The sequence below is a fragment of the Bacteroides sp. D20 genome (assembly GCF_003436255.1).
Classification (GTDB): Bacteria; Bacteroidota; Bacteroidia; order Bacteroidales; family Bacteroidaceae; genus Bacteroides; species Bacteroides uniformis.
In genome coordinates, this window is the sequence record NZ_QSOO01000012.1 from 37689 (window position 1) to 64314 (window position 26626).

Consider the following 26626-nt stretch of genomic DNA (forward strand, 5'->3'; position numbering starts at 1 on the left):
CGCGCGTTTAGCTCAGCCCTTCTATATTTCCGTCCACAATATCAATGTGTTCGGCTTGTGGTTTCTTGGGTAATCCCGGCATACGGAGAATTTCACCGGCGATGGCTACAATCATTTCCGCACCGTTATTGACCACAATATCCTTGATGTGGAACTCAAAGTTGTTGACTGCACCGTATATCTTCGGGTCGGCAGAGAAGGAGTACTGCGTCTTGGCGATACAGACGGGGTAATGGCTGATACCCATCTGCTCTATCAGTTTGATAACCTTGCGGGAGTGGAGACTGTAAGTCACTACGCTTGCCCCGTAGAGGTTGCAGGCTACCTTTTCTATTTTACGTTCCACGCAATCGCTCTCTTCGTAGGTGAAGGTCAGCGGTTCGGATGGTTTGTTCTCGATAGTATCTACTACCAGATTGGCAAGGTCAACGGCTCCCTCTCCTCCTTTGGCAAAGGCGTTGTTCACGGCAAAACCTACCTCAAGCTTTTCTTCGCAATGGCGGCGGATAGCTTCCACCTCCTCGTCCGTATCACTGGCAAAACGGTTGAATGCCACGATGACCTGCTGGCCGAATGAACGCAAATTGCGTACATGCTTGTCCAGATTGCCGAAGCCCTCTTTCAGTCCTTCCATATTGGGTTCCTTGATGCGGTCCAGACTGACACCGCCATGCATCTTCAGTCCTTGTGCGGTAGCAACGATTATCGTCAGCTTGGGCTGTAGGCCGCTCTTGCGGCACTTGATGTTGTAGAACTTCTCCGCACCCAGGTCAGCCCCGAAACCGGCTTCCGTCACTACATAATCGCCGAATGTCATGGCCATTTTTGTGGCAAGAATGGAGTTGCAACCATGGGCAATATTTGCGAACGGTCCTCCATGAACAAAAGCAGCAGAGCCTTCGGTAGTCTGTACCAAGTTGGGGTTGATAGCATCTTTCAACAGTACGGTAATGGCACCGGCTACTCCTAACTCCTTCACTGTGAAAGGAGTACCATCGAAACGGAATCCCAGAATAATATTTTCAATACGGCGACGGAGGTCGTCGAGGTCCGTTGCCAGACAGAGAATAGCCATAATTTCGGAAGCCGGGGTAATATCGAAGCCCGACTCCTCGGTAATGCCGTTGGTGCTCGGTCCCAATCCGGTGACAATGCTCCGCAAGGAACGGTCATTCACATCAAGTACGCGCCGCCAGATGATTTCTTTCAGTCCGAAGCCGTCTGCCTGATGCTGGTACAAGTAATTGTCGAGCAAAGCGGAAATCATGTTGTGTGCGGAGGTAATGGCGTGAAAGTCGCCCGTAAAGTGCAGGTTTATCTTCTCCATGGGCAGCACCTGGGCATATCCTCCACCGGCAGCACCGCCTTTCATGCCGAAGCAAGGACCTAACGAGGGTTCGCGTAAAGCCACAATCGCTTTCTTGCCAATCTTGTTCAGCCCCAATGCCAGCCCGATGGACACGGTTGTTTTACCGATACCCGCTTTCGTAGCCGTGATAGCCGTCACCAGTATCAGATTGCTCTTCTTCACTTTCTCTTCATCAATCAGATGCGTAGGAATCTTGGCTATGTAACGGCCATAGTTCTCTACTTCGTCACGCGGGATATCCACACTTTCAGCCACCTGCTTTATCTTCTTCAGCTCTATGCTGCGGGCTATTTCAATGTCCGATTTCATACAGAGTCTTTTCTTTAAATAACAACTTTAATGTTTTGAAAGTTGCAAAAGTACGAAAGATGTGGCAAAGTACAAAGGAATACCGTATTTTCACCTGACCACCTGCATCTTCTATCTATTTGAACCGCGACGTATCCACTGCCTCCCGTTGCTTCTCCTTATATCCACCGAATTTATAGGTGAACGATACGCCGAATTCGCGGAAGCATGAGTAATGATTCGTCACATTCTGCGTCTTGAAACGGATGCGGGGAGAAATCTGTCCCGTCTCAAAAATATCGTTGCAATAGAGGTTGAGAATGGCTTTGTTCTTGGCGAAGCCGTAGCGCAGGGCAATATTCACATTGCCCGACGTAGGCAGGTCGTAGATGCCCTGAATGGCTTTACTATGCACAAATCCGGTCACCGTCAGCTTCAAGTCGGGTTTGGTGGAGAGAGTAAAAGTATTGTTCATCTGGGCAATGCCATAGCATTGCTTTCTATCGAAAGGAATATCCCAGAAATCACCATCCTTTTCGCGATGCCACAAGCCGATGAGGGTAAGACGAGAATTCAACCAATTCTTCACCTTAAACGGTATAGAGGCTTGTATACCTGCTTGTTGCTGATAATCAAAATTGAGTGTCTTGTAGATTTCAACCAGACGTTCGGAAGATTGGTAGAGCGTCTGTACGGAGTAGTCCTTGGTATGGTTGAACCAAGCGCTGAAGATGTATTTGCTCTTCAAAATATAGGTCATTTTAAGCTCATACTCTTGCGCCGGTTTCAGCAACGGATTACCATGCAGCTCAGAGTATCCGCCACCGATGTAAGAGACGGCATCCTGCACCGCCCAGTAGTCGGGATAGTCCTTGTCGCTGCTCAGAGAGAGCTGAAGGATATGTCCCGGTGACGGCATATAGTTCAAGTTGACGATGGGATACCAGTCCCACTGGTTCCAGACGGGAGTCTTGTAATGCTCCACAGCCAGGGAAGCGTCCAAAGCGAGTTTGTCGCCGAAACTCTTGCTGAAACCTGCATAGATATTCCAGGTCTGTTCGCGGCGGCGGGACTTCATATTGCTTAAGGCATCTGAGGAGGTCAGTTGTTCGCCGGTTTCGGGGTCGTAATAATATTGGTAGCTGTTGTCGATGCTGGTAGTATAGATGGCTCCGTAATTCAAATCCCAACCTTTTCCCAGACTGTGCTCCTGGGCCAGAAAGAATTTCCATCGGTTGATGCGTTGGCAATCTTCGGTGTAGAAGTCAAGTTCCTCATCCTGCATGCGGCTATGCAGCAACTGGTCGGACGGGGAACGGTAGTAGGTCAGTTCGGCACCGGCTTTGAGGCCGAAAGGGGTACGATAGTCCAGACGGCCGTTGTGCAGCCAGTCGGTGCTATTGCCATGAGTTGTGGACACCTGCGTGCCCGTCACGCCCGTCCAGTTGTGGGAGGTGGAATAGCCACCGTTATAGACGAAACTCAGCTGATGGTCCTTGGCGATGTTATAGTCCGCCCCTACCCTGAAATTATGGGTATGGCTGCGGCCACGGCCCACCTCATATGTTGTCATGGGGTGAACCGAGCCGTCTGCCAGGGTGTGCACAGCCTCTTTGTCGGTAGTAGAGTAGCCCCGGCCATGGCTGTGCGAGTAAAGAAAATCTGCTGAGAATTTATTTTTGCTGAAGAGCAGGCTGGCGCGTTCCTCAAAGCCTTCGTTATGCTTCTGGCGATACTTGGCATAGAGTTCGCCTTGCCAGGAGTCTGGGCCGCCTGCCGATTGTTTCAAGGTGATATTGATCAGTGCGCCACGCACCTGGTAGCGTGCAGGGGCGTTGTACATCACTTCCGCCTTCTCTATGCGGCTGGCAGGGATGCTGCGCAGCAAGGAATAGAGCTGCTCGGTGCTGAGGGTGGTTACTTTGCCGTCCAGGATAACGGTGACTCCCTGGCCTGCCAACTGCAGCCCTCCATTCATCTCGATGACGCCAGGAAGCTCTTTCACGGCATCGTAGGCATTGTCTACGGGGAGGTTCTGGATAAGGCGGGGCAGGTCGTACACCAGCTTGCCTTGCGCTGCCTTAACGATGGGACGTTCACCGGTAATCATCACTTCCGGCAAGGTCTGATAAAGACTGTCCAGACGGGCATCGGTCGTGATAAGGCTGTCGGCGCTGAGGATGCGGTTGTCGTCCGCACCGGAGGTGGTTGCAGTACCGTTGTTCTCTTGTGCCGAAAGGCTGATGCTCAAAGCACAGCATACAATAGGGAGTAAATAGAATCGTTTCATGTTCTTCTTTTTATTTATGTTTATATTCTTCTTCTGCAAATCTTCGTCTGCAAAGTACGGCAGAATCAGCAGAAACTTGTGTTATCAGCGGCTTACCAAGTGTTATCCAGTGTTATCGGGAGTGTTATTTAGTCTTATCGGATGATAGGGTTCACAATATTAATCTTACCTTTGTATGTATAAAAGTAACCGGAAACAAACATGAAACTGCCATTCAAATATATTGCCATACTTGTCATCGTCTCCCTGGCCGGCATCTTCGCCTACCAAGCCTACTGGCTGACGGGGCTCTACCATACCATGCACAGTGAAATGGAAAGGGACATCACCGAAGCCATGCGCATGAGCGACTATAACGAAATGATGATACGCGTGGATAAAATGAAGCAGGACGACATAAACCACGGTGAAGTCAGCGTATCAGCCGGATACAGCGATGACGGAAAATCATTTGTCCGTAGCAGTACCACCATCTCCCGTGAAGATTCTTTGGACAACACCACCCTGCACGAAACCTTCATGCCCAAAGGAGACAGTGTTTACGTGACCCACCCGAACGATTCAACCCGCGTGGAAGTCAGTGTCAGGGACTCAGACAGCTCTCCCCAATCCGCATTGAGTGCCAAAGGGGGACTGGATGTGATTTTGCGCGACCAAAACAGTATGCTGGAACTCGCCACCTACTTCCAGCGCGGACTGCATTCGGGACTGGACATCATTTCCGACCCCGACGTAGTGCTTTATGACAGCCTGCTGACTTCATTCCTGCATGACCGTAACATCAATCTTCCCCATAGGCTGCTACATCTTCACAAAGGCAGCAAATGGGACTCTACCATTCTCTATATAGATACATTGGTAAACATCGGTACCCCCGGCTATGTGCCTACCTCAAAAGCCGTGGAATATAATTATTCTTTCGACATCAATACAAATCAAAGCTACCGTCTCATCATGGAACCGGCCGGCATGTTGGTCTTGCGACAGATGTCGGGCATTCTCACCACATCATTCGTTATTCTGATCGTACTCGCTTTCTCCTTCTGGTTCCTGATACGCACCATCCTGAAACAGAAGACACTGGAAGAGATGAAGAGCGATTTCACCAACAACATCACCCACGAACTGAAAACCCCCATCGCCGTAGCATATGCCGCCAACGACGCTCTGCTCAACTTCAACCAAGCGGAGGAAAAGGCCCAACGCGACAAATACCTGCGTATCTGCCAGGAACAGCTTCAGCGCCTCAGTGGACTGGTTGAACAGATACTTTCCATGAGTATGGAACGCCGCAGGACTTTCCGCCTGCACCCGGAGGAGTTTGCAATACGTGATATTCTGGAAACGCTCATCGAACAACACAAGCTGAAAGCGGAAAGCTCCGTCCACATATCGGTGGACATCGAACCGGAAGATCTGAGCGTACTTGCCGACCGTACGCATTTCAGCAACATCATCAGCAACCTGATAGACAACGCCATCAAATATTCGCACGGAGAAGCCGAAGTGACCATCCATTGCCGCAAGATGGCCGTCGAAGGGCAGAATGAACAGACCGAAATCTCTGTCAGCGACCACGGTATCGGTATTGCTCCCGAGAAGCAGAAGCACATCTTCGACAAATTCTACCGCGTACCCACGGGTAATCTGCACGATGTGAAAGGCTATGGGCTAGGATTGTTCTATGTGAAGACCATGATAGAGAAGCATGGTGGCAGCGTATCGGTAAAGAGTGAGTTGGGAAAAGGAAGTACCTTTACGATAAGGATATGATAACATTATTTGTTAGGGTACTTTACATTACTTGTTAAGGAGCTTTACATTACTTGTAACAAAAGCGACAATTATGGAAAAGATAACCGTACTTTTGGTTGAGGACGAACAGACCCTCGCCATGATTATCAAGGACACATTGGAAGGGCAGAACTTCATCATCCACACCGCAGCAGACGGTGAAGAGGGATTGCGCAAGTTCTTCGACCTCCGTCCCGACGTGCTGGTGGCAGACGTGATGATGCCCCGCATGGACGGCTTTGAAATGGTGCGCCGCATCCGGCAGACCGACAAACAGACCCCGGTACTGTTCCTTACCGCCCGCTCCACCATCAACGATGTGGTGGAAGGGTTTGAGCTGGGTGCCAACGACTACCTGAAAAAGCCTTTCGGAATGCAGGAACTCATTATCCGCATAAAGGCCCTGGTAGGCAAAGCTTTTTCCTTTACAGAGGAAAAGCCCAAAGAAACTACCGTTTTTGAAATCGGTGACTACCGTTTCAATTCCGTCACTCAACGACTTGCTTTTGCAGGCACCCCGACTTCACCTAACGCGGATACGGAAGTGGAACTCTCCCACCGCGAGTCCGAGATACTGAAACGTCTTTGCGAGAACCGTAACCAGGTGGTCAACACCCAGAATGTATTGCTCGACCTCTGGGGAGACGACAGCTTCTTCAACTCCCGCAGCCTGCATGTGTTCATCACCAAACTGCGGCATAAACTGGCCGGAGACGAGCGCATCCGTATCGTCAATGTGCGGGGAATAGGATATAAACTAATAGTGAACTAAACTAAAACTAAACTACTATTTATGAGAAAGTTATTATTCATTACTTTTATCTGTTCCTCACTCTGCGCCTATGCACAGAGCGAGATTCCGGAAGACACAATAAAGAACCGGCCTCCCGTAAAGAAAGAGCAGATTCCCTTTTCTCCAAAAGAGAACAAGCGTACGGGCCTTGATGAAAGCCAGCCCCAACAAAGTCTGCAAGACGAACAGCAGGAAGAGATAAATCTCCATCTCCCTCCCTCCGACTATGTGGAGCCCCTGCCCTGGACGGACATGAAGAAGATACACTTTCAGAAGAACATCTTTGAATGGGACTTCCAGCGTTTCGCCGATTTCCTGCTCTCGCCGGAAGTCGTACTGACGATGTACGGCAGCCATAACACCTATCCTGCAATGGGCTCCATCATGCAGGCTGGCGCAGGAGTCACTTATTACAGTCCCGACGGACATTGGGAATTGAGCGGAGGGGTATATGCCGCCCACTATTCCATCTCTACCCCCTCCTCCATTGCTGGCGCCCGATATGCCAAAAGGGATGCCCCCCGGGGTACCCAATGGGACGTAGGTTACAATGCCTCCGTATCCTACCGCATCAATCCCTACATGCGCCTGCATGCCTTCGGCCAGTATTCGGGCTACGGGAGAAGTAACTCCTTTCATGGATATATGAACCCGATGTATCCGCAAAGCGGTTATGGCATGGTACTGGAACTGAAAGTGACGGACTGGCTCGACCTCAACGGAGGGATGGAACGAAGATACGACCCCACCAAAATGAAATGGGTAAATTCGCCCATTTTCGCCCCTACCATTCGTATAAAGAAATAGAAATAATACAAAGATATTTCCGGAAATAGAGGGAAACGAGTATCTTTGTTCAGTCTGCCCCTATGCGGCAGACAGCAACTGAAATTGTGAACAAAGAACTATGAAACGAATCTTCTTCTGCATCATCATTTTACTTGCAGGCATGTCATCCGTCAGCGCACAGAGCGAGATGCCTGCCGATACGGTACGTACTGCAGTACATGGCGAAGCGTCTCCCGAAGGCATGTCTCCGTCTGAAAAGGAGCTTCTGCCGGACGTGAAGAATTACGACGGCTTCCTGCTGGATATGGGGCTGATGAATCTGTCTGCCCCCACTCTTCCCAAATTCACCTTGGAGATACCGGATGCCAGCAAGGACTATAGCCGCATCTTCCAGTTGAACCCGAACGTGACTTATTCACAAGGCCTTTCGAACATATTCTCACTCAGCAACTCCCGGTATTTCAGTTCAAACCCCTTCGGACTGACGGGCTTCTGGGGCTCTACCGACAACCTGCAAATGGGAAGTTTCACTTTGAAGAACGGCATGCGCATCCATACGTACGGCGAATATGACAAGGACGGCTGGAAAGTGCCCAACCCTTCCGCACTGCCTTGGGAAAAGAACAATTTCAAAGGGGCGTTCGAGCTGAAATCAGCCAACGGAGCCTTTGGCATACGCATCGAGGTACAGCAGGGCAGACACGTGCCCTATTGATGCCCATCACTTAACAACAGAATCAATGACAAGAAAGAAAATACTGGTGATAGGCGCCAACGGTTTTACCGGCAGACGCATCCTGGATGATTTGTCCCGCAACTTGTCTTACCAGACAACGGGCTGTTCCCTGCACGACGACATTTGTCCCCATTCGGGCAACTATCGCTTTATCCGCACGGATATATGCAACCGCCAGGCGGTGGAAAAGCTTTTCCAGGAAGTACAGCCGGATGTTGTAATCAATACCTCCGCCCTCTCCGTCCCCGATTATTGCGAAACGCACCATGCAGAAGCGGATGCCGTCAACATTACTGCCGTGGAGCATCTGGCAGAATGCTGTGAGGCGGGAGGCAGCCGTTTTATCCATCTTTCCACCGACTTCGTTTTCGGTGGTGATACGGACCGACCCTATACGGAGGAGGATATTCCCGCTCCCGTTAATTATTACGGCTACACCAAACTGGAAGGTGAGAAACGTATCGCTGCCGTTTGCAGGGATTATGCCATCGTGCGCGTAGTGGTGGTGTACGGTGCCGCCCTGCCCGGACAGCATGGAAATGTGCTCCAACTGGTGGCAAACAGATTAAGGAACAATGAGGAAGTGTTCGTCGTATCCGACCAATGGCGTACGCCCACCTTCGTGGGAGACGTGTCGCAAGGAGTGGAGAAGCTGATAAGTCATCCGCAAAACGGTATCTATCATCTCTGTGGCAGCGAGTGCCTGACCATTGCAGACATCGCTTATCGGGTAGCGGACGTATTGGGGCTGAATCGCTCGCTCATCCGTCCCGTCACCACGAAGGAGATGAACGAAAAGACACCACGTCCCCGTTTCAGCGGGCTGAGTATAGAAAAGGCACACCGGGAACTGGGGTATCAGCCGCGCACGCTGGAGGAAGGAATAAAGCAGATGTTCGGATGGTAAATGATGCAGTCGGATGGTAAATGATGCAGGTTGAGGATGGCAGCAGATTCGACTACAGCAACTCCGGCTCTGCCAGTCCTTTCTCTTTGCGATACACACGTACCATCTCCAGAATCACATCTCCATATTTCTCCGCCCCTTTCTTTCCGAAATACGGAATGCGTACAAGCATAGCCTTATCCGAAGGAAGCAGATTGCTGATACCCAGAATTGCCTTCTGCTGAATGACGGTGTATACGGGCAACCCCAACGCGGAAGCTTCTGCATTGCGCCATGCCACCAAGCGGTTGTAAAGTTCCGGATGCAACACATCCGTGGGTACTTCAACAGCCGCAGCATCGCGTTTCCGCTCACGCGGACGTTTCTCTTTATCAGCCTGCTTACTGCTTCCCTGCCCTTCTTTGGCAGCGGCACTTCTCCCTTTGCCTTTACCCTTCTGCAAAGCCGAATCATCAATGGAAAGCAGTGCTTTCTGCTTCAAGTATTCTGCCACATGGAAACCATTCTCCAGCACATAATCCAGCAAATCAGTCTTCAAGTCAAACATTTCCTCCAGCTCCTCCATGGCATCCCGGAGCTTCTTCTTCAACTCTTTATTATCAGAAGTTACCGCACTCGCCATCACCGCATCCAGCGGTTGCAACTGCTCTTGAAAATAAGTGGCGGCAGCGTGTATGCGCCCCTGCAAAGTCGGGTCGGCTGCATAGTCCTGCGCAGTATCAATCAGGCGGGTATACTGGATACCGAACTTCTGGGCCACTTTCGTCACTTTGTCGTGAAAACGTTCCACTTCCTCCTTGCAGGCTGCGAGTTGCTTGGGAAAGAGCTTGTACAAGTGTTCGTCTATCAGCCGCACATACCGCCGCAAAGCCTGCTCCATGGGCTGGAAATCGAACAAGCCCGACAGCAGTTCCAGGAAATAGGTCTGCTGCAAGGAACGGAAGCGTTTCTCGTCCGGCTCGTTTCTCCGTGCCTCCATCGTGAAGGTATCTACTGCATGGTCACTGATAACGGCCTTTGCAGAAAGCGGGGCACTGAGCACCACTCCCTCCAATGTCTTGCAGCGGCTCAGAGCCACATAGGTCTGCCCATGCGCAAAGGAGGCACCGGCATCAATCACGGCACGTTCAAACGTCAGTCCCTGGCTTTTGTGAATGGTAATCGCCCACGCCAGCTTCAGCGGATATTGCCGGAATGTTCCTTCAATATCTTCTGTAATCTCCTTGGTTTCCTCATCAAGCACGTATTTGGCATTCGTCCACTCTTCCTCCTGAAGTAAGAAGGTAGCGTCGCTTCCCTTACTGCGCACTTCAATTCCATCTGCCGACACGGCTGTCACCTCTCCAATCATGCCATTGTAGTAACGGTGCTCACCGGAGGTGTCGTTCTTCACAAACATTACCTGGGCACCGCGTTTCAGTTCCAGTACTTCATCCGTGGGATAGGAATATTCGGGAAACTTTCCGTCAATCTTGGCACGAAAGGCATACGAGCGTCCCGGAAGTTGTTCCAGCTCATGGTCATTAATCCGTTGGGCCTGATAATTGTGGGTCACCAGGCGGATGTATCCTTCTTCTTTATCTGGTACGAAATTGGGAATATACCGGCGGTTCAAGGCTTCCAGCACTTGCCCGTCACAACGGTTTTCGCGAATGCGGTTCAGTAATTCAAGAAAAGTCCCGTCGTTCTGCCGATAGACTTTCTTTAGCTCTATGGTGCAATATTCCGTCTGCTTCAAGGCCTGGCTGGAGAAGAAATAAGGCGTGTCATAGTATTTGCGCAGCATCTGCCACTCATCGTCTTTCACTACGGGAGACAGCTGCTGTAAGTCGCCAATCATCAGCAGTTGCACGCCGCCAAAGGGTTTGTTCCGGTCGCGGAACCGCCTCAAGACGGCATCCACCGAATCGAGCAAGTCGGCACGGACCATACTGATTTCATCGATGACCAATAAATCTATGCTGCGTATAATGTTGATTTTCTCTTTCCCGTAACGAAAACGGTAGGTTGCCTTGCCATCTGCGCTGAATGAGCTTTCGGGCACATAAGGAGCGAAAGGTACTTGGAAAAAGGAGTGGATGGTGACACCGCCTGCATTGATAGCGGCAATTCCCGTCGGTGCAAGTACAATCATCCGTTTCGGACTCTCTGCCCTCAGTTTTCGCAGGAAAGTTGTCTTACCGGTACCTGCCTTGCCGGTCAAAAAAAGATGAGTGCCTGTGTTTTCAATGAATTGCCATGCAAGCGCTATTTCGGGATTATTCTCCATTGATATGTTTATTATTCAACCAATCCGCTCTCTCTCAGAATGATACGGATTTCATCAGTAGCCATATATGATAATAGGACAAAGATAGCGGTTATTTCGTTATCCTTGTCCTATTATTCCATTTATTTGTACCCATCCTGAGAAAGCCCTTTACGGGGCGATCCGGGCTATTTCAAGCTACCGCCGATAATATCGAGCAGCTCATTCGTAATGGCCTGCTGACGGCTCTTGTTATACTGTTTCGTCAAATCTTGAATCAACTCGTTGGCATTATCTGTCGCCGTCTGCATGGCAAGCATACGGGCAGCATGTTCCGAAGTATTGGAATCGAGAAGCACGGTAAATATCTTCTGACTCAACACTTTTGGCAGAAGTTCCGCTATCAGTTCGCCGACGGAAGGTTCCACAATGTAATCATTATTAAAACTGCGGGCATCCTCCGGTACATCTTCTGCCGCCTCCTGCGCTACTTGCGTCAGGTCAATGGGCAGATAATTCTCGCGGAGCAGCACCTGCGAACCCATCGATTTGAAGTGATGGTAAATCAGCTCCACATGGTCAATCTGCTTTTCCACAAACTCATGCATCAACTTCTCTGCCAGCTCATACGCTTCAACGTACGAAGGCTTGTCTGCCATCACCTGGTAGCTGCCTTGCGGCACATATCCCATTTTCTTGACGGCTTCCTCCACCTTTCTCCCAACGGGATATATCAGAATATTCTCCTTGCCCAGCGACTGGTAATCTTCCAAAGCCCGTTCCAGCATCTTCGCCACATTCGAGTTGAATGCACCGCACAAGGAACTATTGGACGAAAACGCCACGACCGCTACCCTTGTCACGGGTCTTTTCTCGGTATAGGGCGACTCGAAAGAAGCATCCGTACGCAGAAAGTTCGTCAGAATCTCACTCAGCTTCCGTTGATAAGGCAGCATATTCTCAATCCGCCCCTGCGCCTTATGCAGTTTGGCAGATGCCACCATCTTCATAGCCGATGTTATCTGGCGTGTACTCTTGACGGAGCTTATTCTATTTTTTACCTCTTTCAGTGAAGACATATATCTATTTACGATTTAATTATTTACGATTTACGATTGAGGTAACTTCTGCCTGCGTCCGATTTACAACTTACCATATAGAGTAACTCCAATCGTAAATCGTAAATCGTCCAATCGTAAATCACATGAATTGCCTTGCAACCGCCTCTGCCGTCTCCTCAATCTTCTTGCAGACATCGTCATTGATGGCACCCGTCTTTAAAACGTCGAGTACCTCCATGCGATAGTTCATCTCAAGAGACTCAAGGAAGTTGCGTTCAAACTCGCTGACCTTGTCCAAAGGAACATTCCTCAACAAGCCGTGCGTGCCGCAATAAAGAATGGCAATCTGCTTTTCTACCGGCATCGGGCTGTATTGGGGCTGTACCAGCAGGCGTGTATTCTTCTGTCCCTTGTCGATGGTCAATGCCGTCACGGGGTCCATATCGCCACTGAACTTGGTAAACGCTTCCAGCTCCCGGTACTGTGCCTGGTCAATCTTTAATGTACCTGCCACCTTCTTCATAGCCTTGACTTGGGCATTACCACCCACACGGCTCACAGAGATACCCACGTCAATGGCCGGACGGTTACCCTGGTTGAAGAGGTTCGTATCAAGGAATATCTGCCCGTCAGTGATTGAAATCACATTCGTTGGGATATAGGCGGACACGTCTCCTGCCTGAGTTTCGATAATGGGCAATGCAGTCAGCGAACCGCCACCTTTCACCTTGCCTTTCAGACTGTCCGGCAGGTCGTTCATCTCGCGTGCCACTTCCTCCTGGCTGATAATCTTCGCCGCACGTTCCAACAAACGGGAGTGCAGATAGAAGATATCACCCGGATAGGCCTCACGTCCTGATGGACGGCGCAGAATCAGAGACACTTCACGATAGGCCACCGCCTGCTTGGACAAGTCGTCATAGACCACCAGCGCATGACGGCCGGTATCACGGAAATACTCTCCGATGGCAGCCCCTGCAAAGGGAGCGTAATACTGCAATGCAGCCGGGTCTCCCGCCGTAGCAGCCACCACAATGGTATAGTCCATCGCACCGTACTGGTGCAGGGTATTCACGATAGAGGCAACGGTAGAACCTTTCTGGCCAATGGCTACATAAATGCAATATACCGGATCACCAGCATCAAAATTGGCACGCTGGTTGATGATGGTATCGATGGCAATGGCCGTCTTACCGGTCTGGCGGTCACCGATAATCAGCTCACGCTGTCCACGGCCGATAGGTATCATGGCATCCACAGCCTTCAGACCGGTCTGTAGCGGCTGATTCACCGGCTGACGGAAGATAACTCCCGGCGCCTTGCGTTCCAGCGGCATTTCATAAAGTTCTCCGCCTATCAGTCCTTTGCCATCGAGCGGCGCACCCAGAGGGTCTATTACACGGCCCAGCATACCCTCTCCCACCATGATGGAAGCAATACGCTTGGTACGCTTTACAATGAAGCCTTCCTTGATTTTATCCGTAGGGCCAAGCAACACAGCACCCACATTATCCTCTTCGAGGTTCATCACAATGGCCTTGATGCCGTTGTCGAACTCCAACAACTCGTTGGCTTCGGCATTGCGCAACCCATAGATACGGGCTACACCGTCACTGACTTGCAGTACCGTGCCAATCTCGTCCAACTGTACGCGGGTGTCAATCCCTTCCAGTTGCTTGCGGAGAATATCGGAGACTTCGCTTACTTTTATATTTTCAGACAACATCTTAGTATTTACTATTTTACAATTTACAATTTACTATTTACTATTTGAAAGAACCCGAATCATATACTGTTTGACCTCTACAACTTACGCATCACAAGACTATTAAATAAGTAAATTGTAAATTGTCAAATCGTAAATCACACGATTCTTCTATTCTTATCAATGAACTGCTGTTTCACTTTCTTAAGCTGCGTAGCAATACTGGCATCCAGACGGAAGTCGTTGATGTCGAAGATAAAACCACCTTCAATGGAGGGATCCACTTCAGTCTGCAGCTCCATGCTGGCATGCAGCAGGGAGGAAGCACTGTCATGGATGCGCTCCCGCACTTCCTGGCTGACGGGAACGGCTGTTATCAGCTTTCCTACACCGATATGCTTGTCTTTCCGGTACAAATCCAGAAAACTCAGGCAGATGTACTGGAGAAAGTTTTCCCGCCGGTTCTTCAACACCAGGGTCATGAAACGCGCAAACTCACGGCCCGCAGGAGCATCCCCCACAGCAGCGGTACAGATAAGTGTTAACTTCTCACGTATCGTCAGGATGGGGTTTTCCAATGCCATGCGCAAATCGGGATGTTTCCTGAAGCTACGGTCGAGCATACAAAACTCCTTGTACAGAGTATCTTCTGCCCCCATGCTCTTGGCATATTCCATCAATGCTTTCGCATAACGCATCGAAACGATTCCTATATCCATTTCTTTGAGAATTAATTGTTTTTACTTGCGGCCAGCACTTCATCCAACATCCGGTCTATCATCTCCATCTGCTCATGTTTCTCGTCCAGATTCTTGCGGATAATTTTCTCGGCTATATCTACGGACAAGACTGCCACCTGGCGGCGAATATCGCGGATGGCCTCTTCCTTCTCTTGCTGTATCTGCTTTTTAACTTCGTCCAGCTCCTTCTGCGCGGCGGCTTCCGCCTGCTTGCGTGCTTCGACGATAATCTTGTCACGCTCATGCATCGCCTCCCGCAGAATACGTCCTTGTTCTTTGTTGGCAGCAGCAATCAACGCTTCACTCTCCTCTTTCAGTTTGGAGAGCTGGGCATTTGCTTCGCGTGCCACTTCCAAAGACTGGTCGATGTAGGTCTTGCGACCTTCCACCATCTTGGTGATAACGGGAAAACCGTACTTGGCAAGCACCACAAACACCACACCGAATGAAAGGAGCATCCAGAACAGCAGACCACTATCGGGTAATAACAATGACATAATTTTATTTACTATTTGACAATTTACGATTTACAATTTGGCTGCGCGGTGATGCTGCACGGACAAATTGTAAATGGTAAATGGTAGATTGTACATTATAAAAAGAATACCAATAAACACACAACTACTGCCAACAAAGCAACACCTTCAATCAAGGCAGCGGCAATAATCATGTTCATACGGATATCTCCGGATGCTTCCGGCTGGCGGGCAATGGCCTCCATAGCAGAACCGCCGATTTTACCAATACCTACACCAGCACCAATAACAGCCAAACCAGCACCAATGGCTGCACCCAGTTTACTAACTCCCACACCTGCCGCAGCAGCTTGCAATAATACAGATAGTAACATAACTTTCAGTTTTTAAATGGTTATTTTTATTAATATTTATATTCCCAATAATCGTATCACTTCACCGCCTTCTCCTTATGCTCTTCCTGCGCCAGACCGATGAACACGGCTGACAGCATGGTGAACACATATGCCTGGATAAAGGCAACCAACAACTCAAGTGCATTCATAAAGATATTGAACAACACCGATGCCACGGTCAGCGTTCCGTTCAAAGCAGGTCCCATACTGGCCGAGATGAATATCAGGCAGGTAAGCACCAGCATTGCCATGTGCCCTGCCAGCATATTGGCAAAAAGACGTATCATCAAAGCAAACGGTTTGGTGAAAATACCGAAGAACTCGATAAACGGCATCATGGGGACCGGTACCTTCAGCCACCAGGGCACATCCGGCCAAAAGATATCTTTCCAATAAGTCTTGGTTCCAAAGATATTCACGGCCAAGAAAGTACAGATGGCCAATACCATCGTAATGGCTATATTTCCCGTCACGTTGGCCCCTCCGGGAAAGAAAGGAATCAGCCCCATAATGTTGTTGATGAAAATAAAGAAGAAGGCCGTCAGCAAGTAAGGTGCGAATTTACGGTACTTCGGACCGACACAGCTCTTTATAATATCATCGTTCACCATCATGATAAACATCTCCATAAACCCGATGAAACCACCGGGAGCGGCACTTCCCTGCGGGTGCTTGCGATACCAGTGCGCCACACTCAAAATGATGAGAAGCAGCAATGCGCTGTTGATGAGCAAAGCCAGTGTCACCTTCGTGATGGAGATGTCCAACGGGCGTATTTCGTTTCCGGTGGCATCATACTCCACCAGCTTGCCTTCGTACTTGCTTCCTGCGGGAGCGATGGAAAAGCCTTCATAACTTCCACCGTTCTCCTCCAGACGTGAGGATAGAAAGGCATGCCATCCGGTGGTAGAGCTATGCACTATTACCGGCAAAGGAATCGTAACGTGAGTTTCGCCCCACGTCGTGATGTGCCATTCGTAAGAATCGCCGATATGCCCGAAGACAATCTCCTTCACGTCCACCGTATTCTCGGCCCGCACCGTGGCGGGTAGCAACATGCCCAGTGCCAGCAGAATTACAGTCAGTATGTTACGCAATCTTTTCATTGTTACTTTTCTTTTTCAGTTTCCGATTCGCCTCAAAAGTGAAGAAGAACCAGGAATCATAAATCAAATATATCAGATAGTTGGCTATAAACGTCAACAAAAACGCCCTGGCTTCCTCACGTACTGCAACGCAATAAACCAGCATCACAATCATGGAGACCAGCATTCTCATCACACGCATCAGCAGATAAATCTGCAACATTCGTCCTGGCATCCGGTGACGGCAGCTTTCGGTCATATTAATCATGAATACTCCGAAAACAAAGAAGAAAAGCGGAATCAGCGGATAACCGCCGAAATAGTGATGCGGATTTATCGAAAAATACGCCCAACCGCCTACAATTCCTATCAATACCGTCAAGAGCGCTGTATGCAATAAGTAGTTTCTCTTAGTAATAGTCACGCCAACAACCTCTATTTTTTAATTTTTAATTTTTTAATAGCCTATTGCTGTTCTATACAGACGGCAACCCTTCCGTTACTCATCTCCACGAATCCGCTTTGAATATCCAACTCATGTTCCTCACCGTCCGTTGCGTAAATCAATTTCCCCGTTCCCAACGATGATACAATCGGTGCATGCTGCGGCAGGATAGAAAAAGAGCCCATAGTGCCCGGCAATGTAACACTTTCCACTTCCCCGTTGAAGAGTTCCTTCTCCGGTGAAACAATATTCAAATGCAACTTTTTCATCATCAAAGCTCCCAGACTTTTAATTTTTAATCGTTTTTCCCCCTGCCTGCTCCAGTAGTTTCTTACCCTTCTCAATGGCTTCTTCAATGGTTCCCACATTCAAGAAAGCAGGTTCGGGCAGGTAGTCCACCTCCCCGTCAAGAATCATCTTGAAGCCTTTGATAGTGTCCTCAATGGAAACCATTGTACCTGGGACACCCGTAAACTGCTCGGCAACGGCAAACGGCTGTGAAAGGAAACGCTGCACACGACGTGCACGGTTCACCAACGTACGGTCGGCATCAGAGAGTTCCTCCATACCAAGGATGGAGATAATGTCTTGCAATTCCTTGTTGCGCTGCAATATTTGTTTTACACGTTGTGCCACTTCGTAGTGTTCTACCCCCACGATGTGTGGGTCGAGAATGCGTGAAGTAGATTCCAACGGGTCCACAGCAGGATAAATACCAAGTTCAGTAATCTTACGACTCAACACCGTGGTGGCATCGAGGTGGGTAAACGTTGTGGCAGGTGCCGGGTCCGTCAAGTCATCGGCAGGCACATATACAGCCTGCACGGAAGTGATGGAGCCGTTTCTTGTAGAGGTAATACGCTCCTGCATGGCACCCATTTCCGTTGCCAGTGTCGGCTGATAGCCTACGGCAGAAGGCATACGGCCCAGCAAGGCCGAAACCTCGGAACCGGCTTGGGTGAAACGGAAGATATTATCAATGAAGAACAGAATGTCACGCGGACCGTCCGTCTCCGCTCCCATGTCACGGAAGGACTCGGCCACCGTCAACCCAGACAATGCCACGGACTGACGCGCACCGGGAGGTTCGTTCATCTGACCGAATATCAAAGACACTTGTGATTTGGCCACTTCGTCATAATCTACTTTGGACAAATCCCAATGGCCTTCCTCCATACCTTTCTTGAATTCTTCTCCGTAACGGATAACGCCGGATTCAATCATTTCTCTCAGCAGGTCGTTGCCTTCACGTGTACGTTCTCCTACACCGGCAAACACAGAGAAGCCGTGCTGCTTCTTCGCAATATTATTAATGAGCTCTTGGATAAGCACCGTCTTGCCTACACCGGCGCCACCAAACAGACCGATTTTACCGCCCTTGCTATATGGTTCCAGCAAGTCGATAACCTTGATGCCTGTATAAAGCACCTCTTGTACGGTAGTCAAATCTTCAAACTTAGGGGGGTCGCGATGGATGGGATAAGCACCGGTACGGTCCAACTCCTTCATGCCGTCGATAGAGTCGCCCACTACGTTCATCAGGCGGCCTTTGATTTGTGTACCTATCGGCATGGTGATGGGGCCTCCCAGCGGATGCACTGTCATTCCTCTCTGCAGGCCGTCCGTACTGTCCATAGCAACAGTACGCACCGTGTTTTCACCAATGTGCTGCTGTACCTCTACAATCAGTCTTTTGCCGTTCGACCTTTTTATTTCCAGTGCGTCGTGAATACTCGGCAACATCATTTCTGCCTCCGTTCCTTCGAAATAGACGTCTACTACAGGCCCGATTACCTGTGAGATATGTCCGACAATCTGTGACATAAGCAATCTTTTTATTCTATATTTCCTTAATTATTTTTCCCAATACTAAGTTGTAAGTCGCGTGTATCCTCATTAACAAGTCAGCCAAGTCGCGTCTTTCATCAGCTATGTACTCGTACCTATTAACGTTTGTCAGCTATGGTTTGTTCATCCCAATAGTTACATAAACAACAACGCAAATGTATAAACAATTTGCATGTAGTTGTTACCGTGTATAGCATTTTTTGAACAAAAAAGACTATTTTGAACGATTAATACTACAATTGGAACAAATTGTTACAGACATGATAACGTCAGTTAACAATTAGTAAGAAAAAGGAATTGCCTACCCATCTTATGAAAAAACACTGAATTGACAACAGAGATTCTGTATATAATATACAAAAAATAAGCCTTGTCTCTCGACAAGGCTTATTCACAACACAAACACAAAATAAAACACGACAAAACTACTATGCAATCTTACCTGTCTATGCCGGGGAGGCATACGTACTAGTTACGGATATTCACATATACATAAACAGCTTCAGGCTGATTTGCACATTATAAACAAATGCGGGGAGGCATTTGTTTATTGCCTATTTGTTAAAAAACACAAATTCAAAGTTTGTCATTGAATACCTCTTTCACGAAGCTTCAACTGCCATTTCCATGCAGAAAGTAAAGTATCTTCAATACTTGTTTCTGCCTTCCAACCCAGTTCATTGTTTGCCAATTCCGGGTTTGCCCATACCTTCTCAATATCACCGGCACGCCGACCTACTATCTGATAGTTCAGTTTTACACCGGTAGCCTTTTCGAAAGCATTAATCAGTTCCAATACGGAAAGTCCACGACCTGTACCGATATTGAATACTTCCACTTTTTCCTTCTGCTTGTTCTCCAAGATACGGTGGATAGCCACTACGTGTGCTTTGGCCAAATCGACTACATTGATGAAGTCGCGGATACAAGAACCGTCGGGAGTATCATAATCGTCACCAAACACGCTCAGTTTCTCACGGATGCCGATAGCGGTCTGGGTAAGATAAGGAATCAAGTTCTGCGGTACACCGTTAGGCAACTCTCCCAACAATGCTGTGGGGTGTGCACCTATCGGGTTGAAGTAACGCAACAAGATGGCGTTTATCGGAGCACCGGAAGCAACCGTATCACGTACAATCTCTTCATTGATTTGCTTCGTGTTTCCATACGGAGACTCAGCTTTCTTAATAGGTGCCTTTTCCGTTACCGGAAGTTCGTCCGGCTGGCCGTAAACTGTGCAGGAAGAAGAGAATACGATACCTTCCACTCCATGCTTCGGCATCAATTCCAGCAGGTTTATCAGTGAAACCAGGTTATTACGATAGTAAAGCAATGGTTTCTGGACAGATTCACCCACAGCCTTGCTGGCCGCAAAGTGAATGATGGCTTTAATGCCTTTATATTTGGTAAACACAGCGTCAAGACCGGCATAATCCAAGCAATCCAATTCCTCGAATGCAGGGCGGATGCCCGATACCTTCTCTATGTTATCTACAACATCTGCGCTGGAGTTTGACAAATTATCAATAATAACAACTTCATAACCTGCGTTTTGAAGTTCCACCACCGTGTGAGAACCAATATAACCGGTTCCACCCGTAACTAAGATTTTCCCTTTCATATTAAATATAGATAATTTAGCTTTTAGGTTATCAATACGCCACAAATGTAAGGAAATAAATTAATAAAAACAGAAAAAGGGGGATAAATTTTAGTTTATCCCCCTTCCACTTTATTTCCGTTTTTTCTTCTTTAAATCTTCACAACCCCCGAAAAGCCCATGAATGCCATTGCCAGCAGTCCGGCAGTAATCAAAGCTATCGGAGTACCCTGCATACCTTTCGGTACACTAACCAGGCTCATTTGCTCGCGCAGGCCTGCAAACAGTGTCAGTGCCAAGCCGAAACCAAGTGCCGTGGAGAATGCATAAACCACTCCCGTCAGCAAATCATAATCTTTTTGGATAACAAGGATAGCCACACCGAGAATACAGCAGTTGGTAGTAATCAACGGCAGGAACACGCCCAAGGCCTGATACAGAGAAGGAGAAACTTTCTTCAGGATAATCTCTACCATCTGCACCAATGCGGCAATCACCAGGATAAAGGTAATAGTCTGCAAATAGCCCAAATCAAAAGCGTCGAGCACATACTTCTGAATAAGGAATGTCACGATAGTGGCGATGGTGAGCACGAATGCCACCGCTGCCGACATGCCCAATGCAGTCTCCACTTTCTTGGAAACTCCCAAGAACGGGCAAATTCCCAAGAATTGTGACAATACGATGTTGTTTACAAAGATTGCCGAGATAAATATCAATATATATTCCATAATCATTAAATTAAGAATTAAAAACTAAAAATTAAAAGCCCGGCAGCTTACCGCCGATACGTTCTCAATTTTTTCATTTTTAATTTTTCATTATTAATTCTTCTTCATACTGTTGATTAAAGCAATGAGATAGCCCAATGCAATGAATGCACCCGGAGCAAGGACAAATACCAACATGCCGTATTCTTCGGGAAGGATACTCAAGTTGAATATCTTGCCGGTTCCCAGGAACTCACGCACGGCACCCAGTAATGTCAGTGCAATGGTAAAGCCCAAGCCCATGCCCAGACCGTCGAACAAGGAAGCCACCGGATTGTTTTTGGCAGCAAATGCCTCGGCACGTCCCAATACGATACAGTTTACAACAATCAGCGGAATGAACAGGCCCAGTGTGGCGTACAATGCAGGAACGTAAGCTTGCATTATCATCTGCAACAGTGTCACAAATGATGCTATGACTACAATGAATGAAGGGATACGCACCATATCGGGAATCAGATTCTTGATGGCAGAAATCACCACATTGGAACATATCAGCACGAACATTGTAGCCAGTCCCATACCCATACCGTTAATGGCAGAGGAAGTGGTACCCAGTGTAGGACACATACCCAGCAGGAGTACAAACGTAGGATTCTCTTTGATAATCCCGTTCATCATAACTTTAAAATTATTCATATCTTCTACTCCTTTCTTATTTAGCGCTGAGTGTATCCACAGCTTCGGGAGCTGCGGAATCAGCAGGTTGTTCAACATTCTTTTGAGTAGCGCCGGTAGTGCCGTCGGCAGTTTCCTGACCGGCATAGGCAGCATAAGCCGCATTCACTGCATTCAAAAAAGCACGTGAGGTGATGGTAGACGCTGTAATGGCATCTACTTTACCACCGTCCTTGCTCACTGTCAATGCAGCTTCACCCGGATTCATGCCGGTGATGTCACCTTTATTGCCTTTCTTGAACCAGTCGGCAGCCTTGGAACCCAACCCCGGAGTTTCCACATGCGACAACAAGGAGTAGTCGATGATTTTGCCTTCAGCATCGAAACCGACCAACACTTTCAGCTCACCGCCAAAACCCATGGCAACAGCTTCCACAGCAGCTCCGATATATTCTCCACCTTTGGTGGCAGGATATACAGAATACTGTACTCCGTTTACTTCCTGCATCTTCTTCTCGGCAATGGGGTCATTGTCGAAGCCCGGAACCACCGCACTTACGGCATCGCTCAAGGTCTTTGCATTGGCCTGCGCAATGGGCTCCTTCGTCAATTCGTTTACATAAGCCAGCAACGCTACGGAGATTGCGGTAACGCCCGTAAGTACCAGCAACATATTCTTCAAGGATGATTCTAACTTTTTCATTTCTTCTTCGCTACCTCCCCAAAGCGTTTAGGTTTAACATAGGTGTTGATGAGCGGAGTGAACGCATTCATAATCAGAATGGCAAACGACATACCCTCCGGATATGCACCGAACAGACGGATGATGACAGTCAGTAGGCCGATGCAAACACCATAAATCAGCATACCTTTGTGGCTCATCGGAGAAGTCACGTAGTCCGTAGCCATAAAGACAGCACCCAGCATCAGACCACCGGACAACAACTGTACGACCGGGGATACATAAAGTTCCGGATTGACCAGATACATGATACCGGAGAACACGAATACCGTCACCAGAATAGATACCGGAATGTGCCAGGTGATGATTTTCTTCCACAACATGTAGAACAAACCAAGCAGCAGCGCCAAGGCACTCACCTCACCGAGACATCCTCCATTATTACCTATCAGAAGGTCGAAAGCTCCCGGAAGGTCGCTCAGGGACATGCCCGGAGCACCATTGATGACACCTTTCATAATAGCCAGCGGCGTAGCAGCCGTCGTGGCATCCGTATAGGCTGTCAACTGGCCTACAGCCGGCCATGTCGTCATCTGCACGGGGAATGAAAGCAACAGGAATACACGTCCTGCCAGTGCAGGGTTAAAGGGATTGCAACCCAAACCTCCGAAGGACATCTTGCCTACCCCGATGGCAAACAAGGCACCAAGGATGATAATCCAGATGGGCAGGTTGGAAGGCAGGTTAAAGGCCAGCAACACACCGGTAATGATGGCAGAGCCGTCGGTGATGGTTGTGGTCTCTTTTTTCATGAGGAATTTGCCGATGGCCCATTCAAAGAACAAGCAGGCTGCTACGGAAGTGGCCGTAACAATCAGCGCACCCAGTCCGAAAAAGTAAAGCGAAACGAGGAATGCCGGAATCAATGCGATAAGCACACCGTACATATTCTTCTTCACGCTGTCACCGCCGTGAACGTGGGGCGAAAGGGATACGATTAATTTATTCATACTTCGTTATTTTTTAGCTTGACGTGCACGGATCATCGCTCCTACCTTACCCTTACCCAAGCGGATATAATCCAGCATCGGACGGTTGGAAGGACAAGTGAACTGGCATGAACCGCATTCTATACACGACATAATGTCTTCTTTCTCTACTCTTTCAAAATCTCCGTGGGCCGAAACGGTAGCCAGCAGATACGGCTCCAACCCCATCGGGCAGGCTCCCACGCACTTGGCACAACGGATACAAGGCTGTACTTCGCCGCGCTTGGCTTCCTTCTCGTTCATAATCAGAATACCGGAGCTTCCTTTGGCTGTCGGTACATCCGTATTTACCAGAGCTTTACCCATCATCGGGCCACCGCCGATAATCTTACCCGTATCTTCGGGCAGACCGCCGCAAGCTTCAATCAGCTGCTTCATCGGCGTACCGATACGTGCCAGGAAATTGGACGGCTTTGCCAACGACTTACCAGTCACGGTAATGACACGCTCAAACAGAGGTTTGTTCTTCTGTACGGCCTGGTAAACGGCAAATGCGGTACCCACATTCTGCACCACAGCTCCCGTGGAGATAGGCAGCGCACCGGCTGCAACCTGGCGACTGATGACAGCATCAATCAACTGTTTTTCACCACCCTGCGGATATTGCACCTTCAAGGGTACCACCTCGATACCTGCATAGCTGGAAGCGACTTTCGTCATCAGCTGGATGGCATCGGGCTTGTTGTTCTCAATGCCGATGAACGCCTTGTTCACCTTTACCGCTTTCATCAGAATGGATACACCTACCATAATTTCTTCCGCATGTTCCAGCATCAGCTGATGGTCGGCAGTCAGATACGGTTCGCACTCTACGGCGTTGATGATGACACACTCTGCCTTGAATGCAGGAGGAGGACACAACTTGACCTGCGTAGGGAAGCATGCACCGCCCAGACCTACGATACCGGCATCGGCAATTTTCTTCACGATTTCCTCGGAAGTCAGACTGCATTCCTTCACCAACGTTTCGGAACGGTCAATGGATTCTTCCCATTCATCCCCTTCTACGTCAATGAATATAGCAGGCTTGGCGTAACCGCTGGCATCGACAATCGTGTCAATCTTAGCGACTTTCCCGCTGACAGACGAATGAATGGCTGCTGATACAAAACCGCCGGGCTCGGCAATCTTTGTACCCACTTTCACAACATCACCTTTGGCAACGATAGGCTTGGCAGGAGCACCGATGTGCTGTCCCAGCAAGATAGCGGCCTTGGCCGGAATCTCTGCCTTGATGATAGGCTGATGTGCTGAAAGTTTATTTTCGTGTGGATGGACTCCACCAATTGAAAATGTCTTCAACATACAATTCTGTATTTTTAGTCGTTTATTTACTTTATTAATTCATACCTCAACTTGGGAAGTCTAAACCTCTGCTTTGGGAGTCTCAACCTCAGCATTAGGAGCTGCAACCTTTACTTGGGGAGCTACATCGTCAGCCTTCGGTTTGCGCGGCGGGAAGTTGAGGGCAATGATTGTGTTTTGCGGACAAGCTTCCTCGCACTTGCGACAGGATTTACACTTATTGGGGTCAATGTAAGCCAGATTGTTTTCCAGCGTGATAGCCTCGAACGGACAAACCTTCACACACTTGCCGCAACCGATACATGCCACGGTACAAGCCTTGCGTGCTACGGCCCCCTTGTCCTTGTTTACACACTGTACGTAAATACGACGTGATTTCTTGCCTTGAGGACGGATTTCAATAATAGATTTCGGACAAGCCTTGGCACAAGCTCCACAAGCCGTACACTTTTCCTCATCCACTTCGGGAAGTCCGGTCTCCGGATTCATGTGGATAGCATCGAACTGGCAGGCAGCCACACAGTCGCCGCATCCCAGACAGCCATAACTACAACCCGTTTCACCACCATAGAGAGAAGCCGCAATGGCACAACTCTTGGCGCCATCGTATTGGTTCACACGAGGACGGTTGGCACAAGTTCCATTACATCTCACCACCGCAACCATAGGTTCGGCAGCAGCGGCATCCAAGCCCAGAATCTCGGCAATCTTTGTCATGACGGGCTGTCCACCCACCGGACAAAGTTTACCATCCAGCGAACCTGCCTTTACGCAAGCATCTGCAAATCCGCTACAACCGGGGTAACCACATCCACCGCAATTTGCCTGGGGAAGCACCTCTGCTACCTGGGCAATCCGCGGATCTTCATACACGGCGAATTTCTTGGAAGCCACGTAAAGAATAGCGGCCGATACCAGCGCTATAACTCCCAATGAAATCACTGCAATCAGAATTACATTCATAAATTAGTTGTTTATTAATTATTTGTTTTATTATTAGTTAGTTCATCGGTCGTACGGAGAATGAGAACTTCTTACCCATCCGCGACTTGTTCAGCCACAATATATAATAATAAGGTATAAGAAGTGCCAGCGAACAAAGTGCAGAACGCAGCTCGTCATTCCAGATAGCCATAAAGACAAACAGTGAAATTATCAGAATAAGGAAAGGAAATATAAAGGCAAACAGAACTGCCATCACTCCCATTGAAAGTTCGCCCGTCACCCATACACGGTCACCGGGCTGGTAGGATGCGGCATTGGCATCGGCCACATCGACAAGTTTCTCTTTCGTATCCGCAGAGGTACAATGCCCCTTGACACTACACGAAGCGCACGCTGAAGTCTGGATGATTCTCACTTGGAGATGAGAACCGTTTATGTTTTCCACAATACCTTGATGTTTTATAGTATTCGCCATTTTGCAAAGTGTGCATTACAAATCGCGGCAAATTTACGCATTATTTGTGAACTGCAAACCTTTCCTATGCATTTTCTGTGTTCGTAAACGTGCTTTTTCTATGTTTTTATGTTTTTTCACCTGCCACAGACTACAAAAAGACAAAAAACAGACGGTCTGTCAAGGAAAAACAGACCGTCTGACTAACCAAAACAGATAATCTGTTCACTCCGA

General features: G+C 48.7%; 25 protein-coding genes. 5 read left to right on the forward strand and 20 right to left on the reverse strand.

The window, feature by feature from the left end; all coding sequences use genetic code 11:
• Positions 1–7: 7 nt before the first annotated feature.
• Together DXD78_RS13085 and DXD78_RS13090 are read right to left on the reverse strand one after the other, a co-directional pair.
• Positions 8–1678: a formate--tetrahydrofolate ligase gene (locus DXD78_RS13085; protein ID WP_005829089.1), complete on the reverse strand. Its 1671-nt coding sequence runs from the start codon at positions 1676–1678 to the stop codon at positions 8–10.
• Between the two features lie 115 nt (positions 1679–1793).
• Entirely contained in the window at positions 1794–3947 is a 2154-nt protein-coding gene (locus DXD78_RS13090) for an outer membrane beta-barrel family protein (RefSeq protein WP_117652784.1), read from the reverse strand.
• Positions 3948–4148: 201 nt separating this feature from the next.
• Here DXD78_RS13090 and DXD78_RS13095 point away from each other — a divergent pair, with 201 nt between their 5' ends.
• From DXD78_RS13095 to DXD78_RS13115, 5 genes are all read left to right on the forward strand, one after another.
• Positions 4149–5720: a sensor histidine kinase KdpD gene (locus DXD78_RS13095; RefSeq protein ID WP_009038487.1), complete on the forward strand. Its 1572-nt coding sequence runs from the start codon at positions 4149–4151 to the stop codon at positions 5718–5720.
• 73 nt (positions 5721–5793) lie between these two features.
• On the forward strand, positions 5794–6513 hold the full coding sequence (locus tag DXD78_RS13100) for a response regulator transcription factor (RefSeq protein ID WP_008663566.1): 720 nt from the start codon (positions 5794–5796) through the stop codon (positions 6511–6513).
• Positions 6514–6534: 21 nt separating this feature from the next.
• Entirely contained in the window at positions 6535–7341 is an 807-nt protein-coding gene (locus tag DXD78_RS13105; RefSeq protein WP_009038488.1) for a hypothetical protein, read from the forward strand.
• Between the two features lie 100 nt (positions 7342–7441).
• Positions 7442–8038, forward strand: coding sequence for a hypothetical protein (locus DXD78_RS13110; RefSeq protein WP_005836999.1), 597 nt, complete (start codon positions 7442–7444; stop codon positions 8036–8038).
• 25 nt (positions 8039–8063) lie between these two features.
• Positions 8064–8966 carry an SDR family oxidoreductase gene (locus DXD78_RS13115; protein WP_009038489.1) on the forward strand — a complete coding sequence of 301 codons (903 nt, stop codon included), beginning with the start codon at positions 8064–8066 and terminating at the stop codon, positions 8964–8966.
• A 52-nt stretch (positions 8967–9018) separates the two neighbouring features.
• Here DXD78_RS13115 and DXD78_RS13120 read toward each other — a convergent pair whose 3' ends face one another.
• From DXD78_RS13120 to DXD78_RS13205, 18 genes are all read right to left on the reverse strand, one after another.
• The gene (locus DXD78_RS13120; RefSeq protein WP_009038490.1) at positions 9019–11235 is read right to left on the reverse strand and encodes an AAA family ATPase; all 2217 of its coding nucleotides are present in this window, start codon (positions 11233–11235) and stop codon (positions 9019–9021) included.
• A 167-nt stretch (positions 11236–11402) separates the two neighbouring features.
• Complete coding sequence (locus DXD78_RS13125) at positions 11403–12293, reverse strand: F0F1 ATP synthase subunit gamma (RefSeq protein WP_009038491.1); 891 nt, start codon at positions 12291–12293, stop codon at positions 11403–11405.
• A gap of 121 nt (positions 12294–12414) precedes the next feature.
• Positions 12415–13998 carry a F0F1 ATP synthase subunit alpha gene (atpA, locus tag DXD78_RS13130; protein ID WP_085929908.1) on the reverse strand — a complete coding sequence of 528 codons (1584 nt, stop codon included), beginning with the start codon at positions 13996–13998 and terminating at the stop codon, positions 12415–12417.
• A 140-nt stretch (positions 13999–14138) separates the two neighbouring features.
• The gene (locus DXD78_RS13135; RefSeq protein WP_005829118.1) at positions 14139–14699 is read right to left on the reverse strand and encodes a F0F1 ATP synthase subunit delta; all 561 of its coding nucleotides are present in this window, start codon (positions 14697–14699) and stop codon (positions 14139–14141) included.
• 11 nt (positions 14700–14710) lie between these two features.
• Positions 14711–15217, reverse strand: coding sequence for a F0F1 ATP synthase subunit B (gene atpF, locus DXD78_RS13140; protein ID WP_005836994.1), 507 nt, complete (start codon positions 15215–15217; stop codon positions 14711–14713).
• A gap of 95 nt (positions 15218–15312) precedes the next feature.
• Entirely contained in the window at positions 15313–15570 is a 258-nt protein-coding gene (gene atpE, locus DXD78_RS13145; protein ID WP_005829122.1) for an ATP synthase F0 subunit C, read from the reverse strand.
• A gap of 56 nt (positions 15571–15626) precedes the next feature.
• Positions 15627–16697 carry a F0F1 ATP synthase subunit A gene (gene atpB / locus DXD78_RS13150; protein ID WP_009038492.1) on the reverse strand — a complete coding sequence of 357 codons (1071 nt, stop codon included), beginning with the start codon at positions 16695–16697 and terminating at the stop codon, positions 15627–15629.
• A complete protein-coding gene (locus DXD78_RS13155) occupies positions 16681–17100 on the reverse strand; it encodes a hypothetical protein (RefSeq protein ID WP_005829126.1) in 420 nt (139 codons plus the stop codon). The genes atpB and DXD78_RS13155 overlap by 17 nt, the downstream gene beginning before the upstream one ends.
• A 41-nt stretch (positions 17101–17141) precedes the next feature.
• Positions 17142–17390, reverse strand: coding sequence for an ATP synthase F1 subunit epsilon (gene atpC / locus DXD78_RS13160; protein WP_034523421.1), 249 nt, complete (start codon positions 17388–17390; stop codon positions 17142–17144).
• Positions 17391–17409: 19 nt separating this feature from the next.
• Positions 17410–18945, reverse strand: coding sequence for a F0F1 ATP synthase subunit beta (gene atpD, locus DXD78_RS13165; protein ID WP_005829130.1), 1536 nt, complete (start codon positions 18943–18945; stop codon positions 17410–17412).
• A gap of 610 nt (positions 18946–19555) precedes the next feature.
• Positions 19556–20590 carry a UDP-glucose 4-epimerase GalE gene (gene galE / locus DXD78_RS13170; RefSeq protein ID WP_005829134.1) on the reverse strand — a complete coding sequence of 345 codons (1035 nt, stop codon included), beginning with the start codon at positions 20588–20590 and terminating at the stop codon, positions 19556–19558.
• A 131-nt stretch (positions 20591–20721) separates the two neighbouring features.
• Positions 20722–21300 (reverse strand): electron transport complex subunit RsxA, encoded by a 579-nt coding sequence (gene rsxA, locus DXD78_RS13175; protein WP_008663551.1) that lies wholly within the window; start codon positions 21298–21300, stop codon positions 20722–20724.
• Between the two features lie 93 nt (positions 21301–21393).
• Positions 21394–21978 (reverse strand): electron transport complex subunit RsxE, encoded by a 585-nt coding sequence (gene rsxE / locus DXD78_RS13180; RefSeq protein WP_005829138.1) that lies wholly within the window; start codon positions 21976–21978, stop codon positions 21394–21396.
• Between the two features lie 16 nt (positions 21979–21994).
• Complete coding sequence (locus tag DXD78_RS13185; protein ID WP_005829140.1) at positions 21995–22660, reverse strand: RnfABCDGE type electron transport complex subunit G; 666 nt, start codon at positions 22658–22660, stop codon at positions 21995–21997.
• Positions 22657–23649: an RnfABCDGE type electron transport complex subunit D gene (locus DXD78_RS13190; RefSeq protein ID WP_005829143.1), complete on the reverse strand. Its 993-nt coding sequence runs from the start codon at positions 23647–23649 to the stop codon at positions 22657–22659. Before DXD78_RS13190 ends, DXD78_RS13185 begins: the two co-directional genes overlap by 4 nt.
• A 6-nt stretch (positions 23650–23655) precedes the next feature.
• Positions 23656–24993, reverse strand: a complete 1338-nt coding sequence (rsxC, locus tag DXD78_RS13195; protein WP_005829145.1) for an electron transport complex subunit RsxC — start codon at positions 24991–24993, stop codon at positions 23656–23658.
• A gap of 60 nt (positions 24994–25053) precedes the next feature.
• Positions 25054–25956, reverse strand: coding sequence for a Fe-S cluster domain-containing protein (locus tag DXD78_RS13200; protein ID WP_009038494.1), 903 nt, complete (start codon positions 25954–25956; stop codon positions 25054–25056).
• Between the two features lie 37 nt (positions 25957–25993).
• A complete protein-coding gene (locus DXD78_RS13205) occupies positions 25994–26413 on the reverse strand; it encodes a SoxR reducing system RseC family protein (protein WP_005836985.1) in 420 nt (139 codons plus the stop codon).
• Between the last annotated feature and the right edge of the window lie 213 nt (positions 26414–26626).